This window comes from Arthrobacter sp. NPDC090010, assembly GCF_044748305.1.
Taxonomy (GTDB): Bacteria; Actinomycetota; Actinomycetes; order Actinomycetales; family Micrococcaceae; genus Arthrobacter_E.
The window spans coordinates 455,198-469,103 of the sequence record NZ_JBIVFT010000001.1 but is presented as its reverse complement, the minus strand read 5'-3'; the positions used below and the strand labels follow the sequence as shown (position 1 = coordinate 469,103).

The following is a 13,906-nucleotide window of genomic DNA, read 5'->3' as shown; positions in this document are numbered from 1 at the left end:
AGACACGTGTGGGAACCGCCCAGGGTTCCCACAGCCTCGCCGTCGGGGCTCACAAAAACCGGCTGAGCAACCGGTCCAGCTCGCCGCCACCCGTCACGGCGACACGATCCAGCCCGAGCCACCCGGCCATGGATTCCAGTTCCTGAGCCAGTTCCTGAGCCGTGTCGGCCGGCGCATCGGGTTCGGCATGTGCGCCGCGGACGACGAGGGTGGAGGTCCCGCGGTCCGCCTTCAGATCCACGCGCGCGGCCATCGTGTCCCGGAGGAGGAACGGCAGCACGTAGTACCCGAAGCGGCGCTTCTCAGCGGGCGTGTAGATCTCGATCCGGTAGTGGAACCCGAACAGCCGCTCCAGCCGGCGGCGTTCGAAGACCACGGGGTCGAAGGGGCTCAGAAGCGCCCGCCCACCGGCCTCGCGCGGCGTCCTGACCTCGAGATGGCGGTACAGCCCCGTCCCCCAGCCGTCGACGTCGACGCGGCGGACGACGTCGGACGCCTCCAGCCGCTGCAGCGCCTCGGCCACCGGGCGGACCGGCAGCCGGAAGTAGTCGGCCAGGCACTTCACCGTGCCGATGCCGTGAGCCCGGGCGGATGCCTCGACCAGGAGGTCCAAGGCCTGGTCCCGGACTTCGGGGGCCTGTGCCTCCGGACCCGGAACCGTCATCAGGCCGGGGAACACCTTGCTCGTCACCGTGTAGCGCCGTTCGAACTGTTCCGTGCGACCGGCCGACGTCACATCCCCACGAGCGAAAAGGTATTCCAGGACGACCTTGACGGCATTCCAATTCCAGCCCCAGTGGTCCTTCCGGCGTTCCTCGACATGCCCGATCCGTTCGGTGAGCTGTGCCGCGGTCAGCGGCCGGGAGCCTGCGAGCACATTCAGGACGGCTTCGCCGAGCTCCTCGCGCTGCACCGGATCGAGACCGCGCGCATCCACCCAACGGCGTCGCTGCCACAGGCGCAGGGACGTGAAGTGCTCCGGCTGGATGAAACTGGCCTCATGAGCCCAGAACTCCATCATGCTGCGAGGCGCCTTCTGCGACATACGGTCGAGCAGCGCACGGTCGTACGGTCCGAGCCTGGAGAAGAAGGGCAGATAGTGGCTTCTGGAAAGAACATTGACGGAGTCGATCTGCACCAATTGCATCCTGGTGAAGCAACGGCCCACCGACCGCGCCGAGGCGGGGCCGGTGGGCCGTTGCTGGGAGAGTCCCTGTGCTTTGAGTGCGATCCTCCGGGCTTGCCCCAGGTTCAGCGTTTCAGGCACGACTCTCCTTGTCTGAGATGAGGCTCAGGCCACGACGACGGCGTCCTCATCATCCGAACGATAAGCGTGGATCCGTTCCTCGCCCTGGCCGTCCACGCATTCAGGGTCCAGGGTGATGACCCCGTAGGTCCATCCGGTGCGACGGTACACCACGGAGTGGCGTTCGGTCTCCTGATCCACGAAGAGATAGAAGGCGTGCCCCACCAGTTCCATGTTGTCGACCGCTTCGTCGACCGACATGCGGGTCGCCGGGAAGACCTTCCGGCGGATCAGGACAGGGGAATCGCCGGCGGGGATGTCGTTGGCGATGTCGTAGGACGAGGAGGCGTCCGCCGGGCTGGAACCGGGCTGATCGAGCCCGGCCGTGGCCTCGTAGACCGCTTGCGGGGTGTGCCGCCCGTGGTGCACCTTGCGCTTGTCCTTGGCTCTGCGCAGGCGCTCCGCCAGCTTGGCGTAAGCGAGATCGAATGCTGCGAACTTGTCACCGGAGACGGCTTCCGCCCGGATGACCGGACCGCGCCCCTGGACGGTGACTTCGACGCTGAGCTCATTGTCCGCTGCGCGGGAATGCGCCTTCTTGGAGACCTTGGTGTCGATCCTCTGAACCTTGTCCCCCAGAGCCTCCAATTTGGAGAGCTTCTCGGTGGCGTACTCGCGGAAACGGTCCGATACTGTCACGTTGCGGCCGCTGATCATGAACTCCATGGTGTCCTCCACAGTGTTTCGGTGGCACGACGACGACGCTTCATGGGGCCGGTCTGTTTGACAGTCGAGCCCCTTTCCGAGCCGCTATCGACAGGTACCTTCTTGGCTTGGTACCCACTCCCGACGTTAGTGGATCGCGGCCACTAATTCACCCCTTGTTCATGTATTTTTCCTGAGAAGTCCCAGGGGATCTGGTGGCGGCCACCACGACCGCCCCTCTGACCAGGGCTCCCTCCCCTGACAGGACGCGGGCGGCCTCGGCCAGCGTCGCTCCCGTCGTCAGGACATCGTCGACCAGCAGACAGACCATTCCTGCCAGCGTCTTCCCCGCGCCCATCCCCCGTGGAACCAGGGCCAGCCGCATGCTGCCGTGCAACCGCCGTCGCCGGGCAGCAGCCCCGAGCCCTTTCTGTCCGCTGCCGAAGCCTGACCATCGTGGCACGGGAGCGCCGGTGAGCAAGGAGAAAGCCATTTCCAGGAGACGTTCCGGGCCCGATCTGACGGCCAGCAGCGTCGACACCGTGAACCCCGGCGGCAGACCCGTTCGACGGGAGCAGCCCAGCAGCAACCCGAGGGGATCGAAGCCCCTTCGCCGGAAGGAGGCTCCCGTCCCTGGAACAGGAATCAGCAGGACGGGCTCCGGGAACCTGCCCTCGACGGCCTGAAAAGCGGCTGCCGACCAGAGGACACGGTTCAGCACGGCCGCGAGTTCACGCGCCAACCGCGGATTGCCCTGCCGCTTGTGCGCCAGCATCGCCAGCGCCGTCGCCTGTGCGTAGTCGGCACCGGCGAACACTGGGAAGTCCGTGAGCCCGGCCAGTGCCGGAGCCCGCTGTTCCACACGAAAAGGTTCCGCCCCTTCGGACCGCAGAGCCGAGCGGCACTCATCGCACAGGATCACGTCCGTCAGGCCACAGACCAGGCACTGCGCGCTCGTGATCAACGAAGCCAGGGACTGCAAGCCGCTGAGGGTCTCCGTGACGACCCGCCGGAACCCGCGTTCAGGCCGAGCGTGCCGGCCCGTGGGAGGGCGCTGAACAGCTCCGCTCTGCCGATGACCAGTGCCCGGCGGACATTCCTGCGGCCCGTCTTCCATGGTCCCATCGTGTGCGTCTCACGGACGGTCCGCTCATAGGATCCCCGAGAATGTGGACAGCTTCACCGGGTCGCCGTCCACAGGGGCCGGAGACCCGTGACGGCCGATCGCTAACCGGCGAATTTGGGGTCCTTGACCCCTGCTCCCTGTTGCACCCAGGTGTTACCGATCTGCTGCGAGACCCCGGCACCGGTCTGAACATAGATGTCCGACACCCCGTTGCCCGCGCTGATGCCCTGCAGCCCCACCACATCAGGCATGACGACCGGCTGGAAGGACTTGAGACTGAGCCGCACGGGTGCCTCCGCCCCCGTCCCGGACGTGTTCGCCACCACGACGATCGTGTCACTGACCCAGGCACCTTGATTCACGTTCCTGGTGTCCGGCAGTTTCAGCGGCTCGGTCAGGGCGCGGGGCGCTCCGTCCGCTCCGCGGACGACGCCCGCGACGTACACCGAGGTGCTCTTGCCCTTTTCAGCGAGGATCAGGACACGGGTTCCGTCCCGGGAAAGCTGAGCATCTTTGAGGGTGTAGCCCTGCAGCCAATCAGGCCCGAAGGTGATCGACGGCGGGTTCTTCGGGTCCACCCCGCTCTTGGTGTCCACCGCAGTGAGCTGCGGTCCCTTCGCCGCGCTTCCGCCGCCCCACACCCAGCCTTGCGGGTCGAAACTCGGCCGGACCAGATTCGCACCGCTCAGGATGTCACGATTGGGCTGACCCGGCCTGACGAGGAACATGTCGCTCGCCTGCTGGTTCACGAACGCGTAAGCATGCTGATCTTCGGCGGCCGCGGGATGACGGGGCGCGAAACCCGAGATGTCGATGCCGGGGATCTTCTGAGCCTTGTTGTTCTCAAAAGTGCTCAGCTGCCCCTGAAGCAGCGCGACCTGCCAGTTCGGCACCGGACGGTTGACCATGGGAGGCGTCACCGAATCCGAGTCGTCGAGGTTCACCACCGTGGATCCGGCCAGCAGCTGCACGTTCACCACGGAACCGGTGGCCCTCAGGGCGATCGTCAGCTGGTTGAGCATCCGGTGCCGGTCCGTCACCGAACTCTGGAGCAGGTCTTCCGTGAAGTCCACCTGGGCGGCTCCGGACACCACCGGGACGGATTCCTTGGCCAGCCGGGCCCCTGCCGGGAAAGCGCTGACCACGGCGCCCTTCAGATAAGGTGCCGGCCCGGCCAGAACAGCGCTGACGATCGACTTCGTCACGGTGGGTCTGTTGATGAACCACCGGATGTCCGGCACCGCGTACTGGTAGCTGGGGTCGTAGAAGTAGACGGTGTAGGGCTGATACAGACCGTGGAAGATCTCCTCCGGAATCACCGTGCCGTCCGAGAGCGAGCGTATCCGCCACTGCCCATCGACCTGTGTGAGGCTCAGCGGCACCTTGCGGACCGTCCCGGCCGGATACGCGGTGACGATGCCCTGCGCATCGATGGCGTAGGCGAGATCCAGATCGTAGAAGAAACCGGAGTCTCCGGTGCCTTTCACGACCTTGGCGGAACGGTACACCAACGCCTGGTCATCGGGCTTCCAGGAGGCGGCGGCATCCTGGGTCAGGAACTGGCGGGCCAGAGCGTAGTCACGCTCATAACTGCTGCCAGCGTTGTAGAAGTCCTCGATGATGGTCTGTGGGGACGCGCCGTTGCCGGGGCCGGGCGGGAAGTAGACCGCCGGCGGGTTCCCCAGCTGAGAGGTCGAGTCGCCTTCACTCTTGTGAACGCTTCCGGAACGCGGAATGGACGCACAGGCACCCGTGCCGAGCAGGACAGCGAGGCTGATCACCCATGCCAGAGCCACACGCAACGGGGTCACCGGCCGACGTCGTCCGTTCAGCCCCGAGGCCACCTTCATGCTCACGCTCCAGCCCCCTTCTCCTGAGGCAGCACCGCTGCGTCGTTTTCGTCAGCTTGCCCAGCGACAGGCGGCAGCGGCAGGACGGGAAGTGCGGTCGGAGTACCCGACGGCTGATAGTGGTCCACGGAGACCGGCGACTCGACGATCTCCCCCTCCCGTTTCAGGGGAAGAGTCAGGCGGAACGTGCTGCCGTCGCCTTTCCGTCCGCGGGCCTCAAGCCAGCCGTTGTGCAGCTTGGTGTCTTCCAGGGCGATCGACAGGCCCAGGCCGCTGCCGCCGGTCGAACGGGCCCGGGCCGGATCGGCGCGCCAGAAACGGTCGAAGACGCGAGCCGCTTCTGAGCTCTCCAGACCGAGCCCATAGTCGCGGACCGAGACTGCCGCCGCCTCGTGGTTCGTGGCGATCGTGACATCCACCCGGCGGCCCTCGCCATGCTCCAAAGCGTTCAACAGGAGGTTGCGCAGAATCCGCTCGATGCGCTTGCTGTCCATCTCGACCACCACCTCCGGCTCCGAGGTGTAGAGACGCACCGGCGATCCGTACTCGACAGCCACCGGCGTCGATTCATCGATGACCTTGTTCATCAGCATGACGAGATCGGCGGGCTCCGCGTCGAGCTGCGCCGCTCCGGCGTCGTAGCGTGAGATCTCCAGCAGATCCGCAAGAAGGGACTGGAACCGTTCCACCTGCGTGTGGAGAAGCTCCGCGGATCGTTTGTTGATCGGATCGAAGTCGTCACGAGACGCGAACAACACATCGGCCGCCATGCGCACCGTGGTCAGTGGGGTCCGCAACTCGTGCGAAACATCCGACACGAACCGTTGCTGCATCTGCGACAAGGCGTTCAGCTGGGTGATCTGCTCCTGCAGGCTGGCCGCCATGTGGTTGAACGATGCCCCGAGCCGGGCCACTTCGTCCTCGCCTTTGACTCTCATACGTTCCTGCAACTGTCCAGCCGCGAGGTTCTCAGACACCATGGCGGCGTGGCTGACCGGCCGCACCACCGTGTTCGTCACGTACCAGGCGACCAGGCCGATCAGGGCGACCAGGACCGAGGACCCGATCAGGAGCACGTTCTGGATGTCCTGAAGGGTCGTTTCCGCAGACGCGATGTCGTAGATCAGGTACAGCTCGTACACGGTGCCGTTGAAGGTGACCTTGTTGCCGATCGCGATGGCGGGGTCCGTGCCGGTGCCATTGGGCAAGGCGATCGACGCCCAGTACTGTTCGCGGCCGGCCTCCTCTACGGACTTGCGGAGGTCGTCCGGAAGGATCGTCAGTCCGATCCCTGCGGACGCACGGGAATCCACCCAGCGGTCCCGGGGCTGGTTCTGATTCGGCACCGCAAGGAAGACGTACCGGCGGGAAGGATCGTTGGTCTTGTTCTCGAGGGCGCTGAGAGTGTCCGCGACGAGCTTCTGGACTGAAGAGCGGTCCGTGACCTGGGCGCCGTCGAAAGTGTCCTGAACGTTCTTGACGCTTTCGCGTGTGTCGTTCTCCGCCTGCCGGAGCCGCTCCTGGAAGAGGTTGTTGGCGATCTGGCTGCTCAGATACGCGCCGACCCCGACAAGGGCGATCGATGCCAGCAGCACGGTCACCAGCACGGTCCTGAACTGCAAGGAGCGCCGCCAGCGCCTCAGGAGGGACCGCCCGGTCCACCCGAGAGCTCGCCAGACGGCGCGGCCTCCTCGACGGACCAACGCGAGCGCACGGAGCCCGTACAGTCTGCTCAGCCGTGTGGCCCGGCCGCCGTAGCGATTCAGTACGCCTGCGGCATCATGGACCCGGCCCCGGCCTGCGGGATGGGCCCCGGTTCCGGGGTCACTCACCTCGTCACCGGGTGCCGACGACTCAGGAACCGGCCTTGTATCCGACACCGCGCACCGTCTGAACGATCTCGGGAGACTCCGGATCCTTTTCGATCTTGGACCTCAGGCGCTGAACGTGGACGTTCACCAGGCGGGTGTCCGCTGCATGGCGATACCCCCAGACCTGCTCCAGGAGGACCTCCCGGGTGAACACCTGCCAAGGCTTGCGGGCCAGAGCGACCAGCAGATCGAACTCCAGTGGGGTCAGTGAGATGGCCGCCCCGGCACGGGTCACGGTGTGTCCGGCGACGTCGATGGACACATCGCCGATCCGGAGGGTCTCGGGCGCCTTCAGGTCTCCGGGCCGCAGACGGGCACGGACCCGGGCCACGAGTTCTGCGGGCTTGAAAGGCTTCGGCACGTAGTCGTCCGCTCCGGACTCCAGGCCCCGGACCACGTCCGTGGTGTCCGATTTAGCGGTGAGCATGACGATCGGGACGTCCGATTCGGCGCGGATCGCGCGGCACACCTCGATGCCGTCGGAACCAGGGAGCATCACATCCAGCAGCACGAGGTCGGGCTTGGTGTTCCGGAAGGCGTTCAGCGCCTGCGAACCATCGGCACAGAAACTGGGCTCGAAGCCGTCATTGCGCAGCACGATGCCGATCATCTCGGCCAGTGCCTCGTCGTCGTCAACTACCAGAATGCGTCCCTTCATGGCTCCCATCTTCGCTTAAGCGCCTGCTCTTTGTCGTATCCGCAACGCGCGGGCGCCGCTTGAACACTCAGGACGCCGCAGCTTGTTCGAGCTCGTCCGCCAGTGCGACCAGGCGGCGCAGGACCTTCAGGGAATCCTGCGGACGGAGGCTTCTCTCGCCGCGCTCGGAGACGAAACGGGCTTCGGGGAGCAGACGGAGGCGGGACAGCGAAGACAGCGGCAGACCGAGGTCGCGCCAGGTGCGCAACAGTCCCTCGGCAAGTCCAGCAGTCGCGGTGGCCTCCCGACCGGCGGTCACGGTCAGCGGTATGCATTCCGCCCACACTGTGGCCCCCGCCTCCAAGCGGCCGGCAAGCCGTTCCCATTGCCGGGTGGTCAGCGGCCCTGTGGGAAGGCAGATGCCGTCCGCTCCGGCGTCGTACACCCGTTCCAGGGGCGCCTCGACTCCGGGGACGGCGATGACGACCTCCTCGGCTCCCGCCGCCTTCACCGAGTCGGTCAGGAGCCTCCAGTTCTGTGTGACCTCCTCGCCGGGGATCGACCGCAGCGTCCGGTAACCGCTAGCCGTGGGGATGGTCCCCGCGAGCGCCTCCGTCACCAGCGGCTCTTCGATGACGACGGCGAGGGGCGCACCGGGGACTGCCCGGCGAGCCGCCGCGAGGTGGTCCCCGACGCCCTCCGCGAGAGCCTGGGCGATGTCCCGGCGGGCACCGTGATCACTGACGGCACGTTCACCATGGTGCAGATACAAGGACGCGGCAAGACTGACCGGTCCGCGGAACTGGAGTTTCACCGGGCCCGGCACGCTGTCCTCCTCCCCCGCGATGTCGGCGAGAACCTGAAGGTCGGTGCTCAGTGCGGCGAGAGCCCGCCGGTGATCCTTCAAGTCACCCTGCTCGGGGCGCCAGCTCAGCCGCCATCCATGCGGTTGCACATCCGTCGTGAGGCCGGCCAGCAAGGCGGCGGACCGGCCCACACTGTCGGCTCCCACACCGCGGCCGGGAAGTTCTGCGAGCGGGGCCGCATGAGGGGCCCCGAGTTCGCCACGCAGGGCCAGTGTCGCCTCCACCGGGTCGACGCCCGGCCAGGCGCCGTGCGCCGAGGCCATGATCCGGCCACCGGGAAGGCCGCGCATCTCGGCGCTCACCGGGAGGAGTCGGGCCGGGCGGCCTGCCGTTCGTGATCGGCGGAGATCGCCTCGTGGTGCCGGATGACCTCACTGATGATGAAGTTCAGGAACTTCTCGGCGAAGGCCGGGTCGAGATGCGCTTCCGTGGCGAGGATCCGGAGCCTGGCGATCTGTGCGGCTTCGCGGCCCGGGTCCCCCGCGGGCAGCTTGTGACGGGCCTTCAGCACGCCCACCCGCTGAGTGGCTTTGAAGCGCTCGGCAAGCAGGAAGACCAGCGTCGCGTCGATGTTGTCGATGCTGGAACGGATGCTGAGCAGCTCGTCCATGACGCCCTGCTCCACCTCCCCTGACAGGGAGCTTGCCGTCGGGTCATAGTCGAAGGCCTGGCTGGCGTGGTGCTCGTCGGTCATGGATCAAGTCTACTGAGCGGGGAGGCCCAGAGCCGCGACGGTCCGCTGGCTGGAACGGCGCGCGACCGTCAGAACTCGGCGCGCTGGAGCGAACGGGCCTTGTCGATCGTGGCCTGGCCGAGGACCCGGCTGCCCTGGTACAACACGATGGTCTGACCGGGAGCGACGCCTCGCATCGGCTCGTCAAGGAGCACCACGAGCTGCGCCGTTCCCTCGACCGTCTCGACGCGGCCCCGTGCCGGGACCGTTTCACCGTGCGCCCGCACCTGGGCGTGGCAGGCGAACTCCTCTCCCGTGGCGGCTTCACCGATGGGCAAGCCGGCCCAGGAGATGCGGATGCCGCGGATCTCATCGATGGCCAGCAGCGCCTGCGGACCCACCACCACGGTGTTCTCCTTCGGGCGGATCTCCAGGACGAACCGCGGCTTGCCATCCGACGCCGGGCGGCCGAGCTTCAGTCCCCGGCGCTGCCCGACCGTGAACGCGTTGGCCCCGGGATGCTCGCCGACCTTGGTGCCTGTCTCGTCCACGATGTCGCCGGGCTGCATCTCGATCTTCTCGGCAAGCCAGCCGGCAGTGTCGCCGTCCGGGATGAAGCAGATGTCGTGGCTGTCGGGCTTGTTGGCCACGGACAGGCCGCGACGTTCCGCTTCCGCCCTGACCTCAGCCTTGGAGGGCGTCTCCGCCAGCGGGAACATGGCATGCTGCAGCTGTTCGTGGGTCAGGACGCCCAGGACGTACGACTGGTCCTTGGCCCAGTCCGCGGCCCGGTGCAACTCCCGGTTGCCGTCCTCATCGGTGATCACCTTGGCGTAGTGCCCGGTGCAGACGGCATCGAAGCCGAGGGCCACGGCCTTCTCGAGCAGCGCGGCGAACTTGATCCTCTCGTTGCAGCGCATACAAGGATTCGGGGTCCGTCCTGCGGCGTATTCGTCGATGAAGTCCTGGACCACGTCTTCCTGGAAACGCTCTGAGAAGTCCCAGACGTAGAACGGGATCCCGAGCACATCGCAGGCCCGGTAGGCATCCCGCGAATCTTCGATGGTGCAACAGCCACGGCTGCCGGTGCGCAGGGTGCCAGGCATGCGGGACAGTGCGAGGTGGACGCCGACGACGTCGTGCCCGGCTTCGACGGCACGGGCGGCGGCGACGGCGGAATCCACTCCGCCGCTCATGGCTGCTAGAACTCGCATACTGGCTTTCTGAAGGGGTCTGGGGCTCTGGCGCACCGGAGACGGTCTGCGCCTTAATCAATCTTAACGCTCCTTCCTGGCGGATATTCCCGCCCCTTGACTCCACCCCGTCACGGTCATAGCGTCGAAATCGTCCGCTTCAAGAGTCCTCCGAGGGCTGCAAGTCCCCGGGGGCCGTCCTCGGGAGGGTGGGAACATGGCAGCATCCGGCATGGTCATCATCGGTGGAGGCCTGACCGGCGGAACCGCCGCCAAGACACTCCGGGCGGAGGGGTACACGGGTCCGGTCACCGTCGTCTGTGCCGAGGATCGAGGGCCTTATCAGCGGCCGCCTCTGTCCAAAGAGCTCCTGCTGGGCAAGGCCGAGGAATCCGTCGTCGACGTGGCACCGCAGGCCTGGTACGGCGAACAGGACGTCCAGCTGGTGCTCGGCGACTCCGTGGTCTCCCTCGACCCGGCGGAACATGAACTCACCCTGGCCGGCGGCGGCACTCTCGGCTATGAGAAAGTCCTCCTCGCCACCGGCGCACGACCGCGGCGCATCCCGTTGTCTGGAGCGGAGCTGGACGGTGTCATGACCTTCCGGACTCTCGAAGACAGCCTGCGGTTGCGGGAACTCCTGCACGACGGCGGCAGGCGCGTGGTCATGGTCGGGTCCGGCTGGATCGGCATGGAGCTCGCCGCGGCAGCAGCGACGTACGGCAACGAGGTGACCCTCCTGGGCCTGGAGGAGATCCCGTTGGCCGCAGCCATCGGCCCGGAGATCGGTGCGTTCTTCCGTCGCGTGCATGAGTCGCACGGTGTGCGGTTCCGTCTTCCTGCGAGCGCCGCCCGTCTGGAGGGCCGGGACGGCCACGTCACCACGGTGGTCACCGACTCCGGAGAGAACATCCCTGCGGACCTGGTGATCCTGGCGGTCGGGGTGGTTCCGGACACGGGACTCGCGGAGACCGCCGGGCTGAACCTGCGCAACGGGATCCTGGTGGACTCCGGGCTTCACACGAGCGCTCCGGACGTCTTCGCCGCGGGTGATGTGGCGAACGCCCTGCATCCCTTCACCGGCGAGCATCACCGAAGCGAGCACTGGTCCAACGCTCTCAATGGCGGCAAGGTGGCGGCAAAGTCGATGCTGGGGCAGGACGTGTCCCTGGACGTGCTGCCGTACTTCTATACCGACCAGTTCGAGCTGAGCCTGGAGTATTCAGGTTTCGGAGGGCTGGCGACCAGTTCAGAACCCGTGATCCGTGGCAGCGTGGGCGAGGAAGGATTCCTCGCCTTCTGGCTCCGGGACAGCGCCGTGGTGGCCGGCATGAACGTCAATGTCCATCGGGTCCAGAAACCGGTCAAGGCGCTCATCAATGGGAGGGTGCCGGTGGATCCGGCACGCCTGGCCGATCCTGACGTTCCTCTTGAGGATCTGCTGCCGTCCGAATGACCTGCTCGGCCGATGACGCCGTCAGGACTCCGCGCGCCGCCCAACGGTTCCGGCAGTCTGGATGCTTGACTCGTGACCGGCCATCCCGGCTTTGCTCGCCTGGGCATAGGCCGCAGGAAGAACCCTGAGGAGGGTCTCGACGTCGTCGGCAGTGGATGCGTGGCCCAGCGTGAAACGCTGGGCGCCGCGCGCCGTCTCCTCGTCCAGCCCCATGGCGAGCAGCACGTGCGACGGCCGGGGTACGCCCGCGGTGCAGGCCGATCCGGTCGAGCTCTCCACCCCGGCCATGTCCAGAAGGAACAGCAGTGAATCCCCCTCACACCCTGGGAAGGTGAAGTGGGCGTTGCCGGGCAGCCGGCCGGACCCGGGCGAACCTCGCAGCACGGCACCGGGGACCGCCTGCAACACGCCCTCGATCAGCCGGTCTCGCAAGGCCGCAAGCCGCACGGACTCCTCCGTGAGGGATGCGGCACAGGCTTCCGCTGCGGCGGCGAAGCCGGCGATCGAGGCCGTGTCGAGCGTTCCGGACCGGACATCCCGTTCCTGCCCACCGCCGTGCTGGACCGGAACCAGCTTCACGTCCCGGCGCAGGAAGAGCGCTCCAATGCCGACCGGCCCGCCGATCTTGTGACCGCTGACGCTCATGGCGGCCAGCCCCGAGGATGCGAAGTCGAGGGGCACTGCGCCGAAGGCCTGGACAGCGTCCGAATGGACAGGCACGCCCACAGCCCCTGCGAGTTCGACGACCTGCCGGAGAGGCTGCAAGCTGCCCACTTCGTTGTTCGCCCACATGATCGTGACGAGGGCGATCCTCTGCGGCTCACGCGCCAGCTCACGGGCCAGGACGTCCAGGTCCACGACGCCGGAGCCGTCCACGGGGATCCAGGTGACCTCGGCTCCCTCGTGCCTCTCCAGCCATTCGACGGTGTCCAGCACGGCATGGTGCTCGACGGTGGAGCACAGAATGCGAGTCCGCTCCGGGGATTCCGCCCGGCGCTGCCAGTACAGCCCCTTCACCGCGAGGTTGTCCGCTTCGGTGCCCCCGGACGTGAAGATGAGTTCCGAGGGGTGCGCCCCTGCCGCCCTGGCCAGGCTCTCGCGGGATTCCTCCACCAGACGCCGGGCCCGGCGCCCGGCACCGTGCAAGGACGACGGATTGCCGGTTCTGACGAGGGCGTCCGTCATGGCCGCGAGCGCCGCCGGGTGAAGGCTCGTGGTGGCAGCATGGTCGAGATAGACAGGCACCCCTCCATCTTAAGTCGCGTCCATCTCAAGTCGCGATGGCCCAGGATTTCAGGCGAGGATGCGCAGCGCACCCGGAACGGCCACGACGGTGAAGGGCGGAGTCGCCAGTTCCTCCCCGTCGGCGTGACAGCGCGGGCCTCCCGAAACGATCTCCACGCGGCGAACCCTGCGTATGCGGACGGCCGGGTGAAGGCGGTGCCAGCCGAGGAACGCCAACGGAAAAACCACAAGCAGCTGCCAGCGCGGCAGGGGGTCCACCGTGACCAGATCGAGAAGCCCATCGTCGAGTCTTGCCGCCGGGGCGATCCGCAGGCCTCCCCCGAAGCTGCGTCCATTGGCCACTGTGAGAATCACGGCATCCCGTTCCTCCGCGACGCCGTCCACCGCCAGCCTGTAGTGAATGGTCTCGAGGCCCGGCAGACTGGCCAGCAACGCCGCGACATAGCGCAGCGTCCCTTTCGGTCGGCGCAAACGGTTCGCCCGGCGATTGACGACGGCGTCGAATCCCGCCGCGAGGGTCGTCAGATAGTGGCGGCTTCCGCCGTCCGCCATCTCCACACGGGCAAGGTCGATGCTGCGTGGCTCCCGGCCCCAGGCCTTCGCGATGTTCCGGACCGCAGTGGCCGGGTCGCTGGGCAGCCCGAGTGCCCGCGCGGCGTCGTTACCCGTGCCTGCCGGGACGATCCCGAGCGGAAGACCTGCCTGGAGCGCCACTTCGGCCGCGAGCTGCACGGTCCCGTCCCCGCCCACCACCACGATCGCGTCGGCACGTGCGGACTCGCTCACCAGCAACGGGAGGGCACCCACCGGATCGGCAAAGCTCAGAAAGGTCACCGCGGCTCCTTCGGCCTGCAGGGCCAGACAGGCCGTGTGCGCCCTCAGGGACGTCTTCGCATCACCTGAGCCCCTGTTGACCAGCAGGAGGACCCGGACATCCCGGAGGGCTGTGGGTTTGACGGTGGGGCTGCTATTGATCACGCTTTATTGTGCACGGCCGGAACCGCAGAGGTGAGTGGTTCGTTGGACGGGTTCAACAAT

The 13,906-nt window shown here is 67.0% G+C and carries 12 protein-coding genes; 1 reads left to right on the top strand and 11 read right to left on the bottom strand.

The window, feature by feature from the left end:
• Nucleotides 1-49 precede the first annotated feature (49 nt).
• From ACIPXZ_RS02220 to mnmA, 9 genes are all read right to left on the bottom strand, one after another.
• Nucleotides 50-1,267 carry a winged helix-turn-helix domain-containing protein gene (locus ACIPXZ_RS02220; protein ID WP_400590496.1) on the bottom strand — a complete coding sequence of 406 codons (1,218 nt, stop codon included), beginning with the start codon at nt 1,265-1,267 and terminating at the stop codon, nt 50-52.
• 24 nt (nt 1,268-1,291) lie between these two features.
• Complete coding sequence (hpf, locus tag ACIPXZ_RS02215; protein WP_400590495.1) at nt 1,292-1,972, bottom strand: ribosome hibernation-promoting factor, HPF/YfiA family; 681 nt, start codon at nt 1,970-1,972, stop codon at nt 1,292-1,294.
• A gap of 148 nt (nt 1,973-2,120) precedes the next feature.
• On the bottom strand, nt 2,121-2,813 hold the full coding sequence (locus tag ACIPXZ_RS02210; protein ID WP_400590494.1) for a ComF family protein: 693 nt from the start codon (nt 2,811-2,813) through the stop codon (nt 2,121-2,123).
• A gap of 365 nt (nt 2,814-3,178) precedes the next feature.
• Nucleotides 3,179-4,927: an LpqB family beta-propeller domain-containing protein gene (locus tag ACIPXZ_RS02205; RefSeq protein ID WP_400590603.1), complete on the bottom strand. Its 1,749-nt coding sequence runs from the start codon at nt 4,925-4,927 to the stop codon at nt 3,179-3,181.
• 2 nt (nt 4,928-4,929) lie between these two features.
• Nucleotides 4,930-6,759 (bottom strand): MtrAB system histidine kinase MtrB, encoded by a 1,830-nt coding sequence (mtrB, locus tag ACIPXZ_RS02200; RefSeq protein WP_400590493.1) that lies wholly within the window; start codon nt 6,757-6,759, stop codon nt 4,930-4,932.
• Between the two features lie 22 nt (nt 6,760-6,781).
• Complete coding sequence (mtrA, locus tag ACIPXZ_RS02195; protein ID WP_400590492.1) at nt 6,782-7,456, bottom strand: MtrAB system response regulator MtrA; 675 nt, start codon at nt 7,454-7,456, stop codon at nt 6,782-6,784.
• A 67-nt stretch (nt 7,457-7,523) separates the two neighbouring features.
• Complete coding sequence (locus ACIPXZ_RS02190; RefSeq protein ID WP_400590491.1) at nt 7,524-8,603, bottom strand: hypothetical protein; 1,080 nt, start codon at nt 8,601-8,603, stop codon at nt 7,524-7,526.
• On the bottom strand, nt 8,600-8,995 hold the full coding sequence (locus tag ACIPXZ_RS02185; RefSeq protein ID WP_400590490.1) for a chorismate mutase: 396 nt from the start codon (nt 8,993-8,995) through the stop codon (nt 8,600-8,602). Before ACIPXZ_RS02185 ends, ACIPXZ_RS02190 begins: the two co-directional genes overlap by 4 nt.
• Before the next feature lie 68 nt (nt 8,996-9,063).
• Entirely contained in the window at nt 9,064-10,188 is a 1,125-nt protein-coding gene (mnmA, locus tag ACIPXZ_RS02180; RefSeq protein WP_400590489.1) for a tRNA 2-thiouridine(34) synthase MnmA, read from the bottom strand.
• 196 nt (nt 10,189-10,384) lie between these two features.
• On the opposite strand from mnmA, the gene ACIPXZ_RS02175 reads away from it, so the two are divergent.
• Nucleotides 10,385-11,623, top strand: a complete 1,239-nt coding sequence (locus tag ACIPXZ_RS02175; RefSeq protein WP_400590488.1) for an NAD(P)/FAD-dependent oxidoreductase — start codon at nt 10,385-10,387, stop codon at nt 11,621-11,623.
• Between the two features lie 21 nt (nt 11,624-11,644).
• Here the strand turns inward: ACIPXZ_RS02175 and ACIPXZ_RS02170 are convergent, their stop codons facing one another.
• Both ACIPXZ_RS02170 and ACIPXZ_RS02165 read right to left on the bottom strand, forming a co-directional pair.
• Nucleotides 11,645-12,868, bottom strand: coding sequence for a cysteine desulfurase family protein (locus tag ACIPXZ_RS02170; RefSeq protein ID WP_400590487.1), 1,224 nt, complete (start codon nt 12,866-12,868; stop codon nt 11,645-11,647).
• A 48-nt stretch (nt 12,869-12,916) separates the two neighbouring features.
• Nucleotides 12,917-13,846 (bottom strand): diacylglycerol/lipid kinase family protein, encoded by a 930-nt coding sequence (locus ACIPXZ_RS02165; protein ID WP_400590486.1) that lies wholly within the window; start codon nt 13,844-13,846, stop codon nt 12,917-12,919.
• Nucleotides 13,847-13,906 lie beyond the last annotated feature (60 nt).

Excerpts from the sequence above, each read along its gene's own strand:
- ACIPXZ_RS02205 (WP_400590603.1), bottom strand. The coding sequence starts at position 4,927 with ATGAAGGTGGCCTCGGGGCTGAACGGACGACGTCGGCCGGTGACCCCG.
- mnmA (WP_400590489.1), bottom strand. The coding sequence starts at position 10,188 with ATGCGAGTTCTAGCAGCCATGAGCGGCGGAGTGGATTCCGCCGTCGCC.
- mtrA (WP_400590492.1), bottom strand. The coding sequence starts at position 7,456 with ATGAAGGGACGCATTCTGGTAGTTGACGACGACGAGGCACTGGCCGAG.
- hpf (WP_400590495.1), bottom strand. The coding sequence starts at position 1,972 with ATGGAGTTCATGATCAGCGGCCGCAACGTGACAGTATCGGACCGTTTC.
- ACIPXZ_RS02185 (WP_400590490.1), bottom strand. The coding sequence starts at position 8,995 with ATGACCGACGAGCACCACGCCAGCCAGGCCTTCGACTATGACCCGACG.
- ACIPXZ_RS02175 (WP_400590488.1), top strand. The coding sequence starts at position 10,385 with ATGGCAGCATCCGGCATGGTCATCATCGGTGGAGGCCTGACCGGCGGA.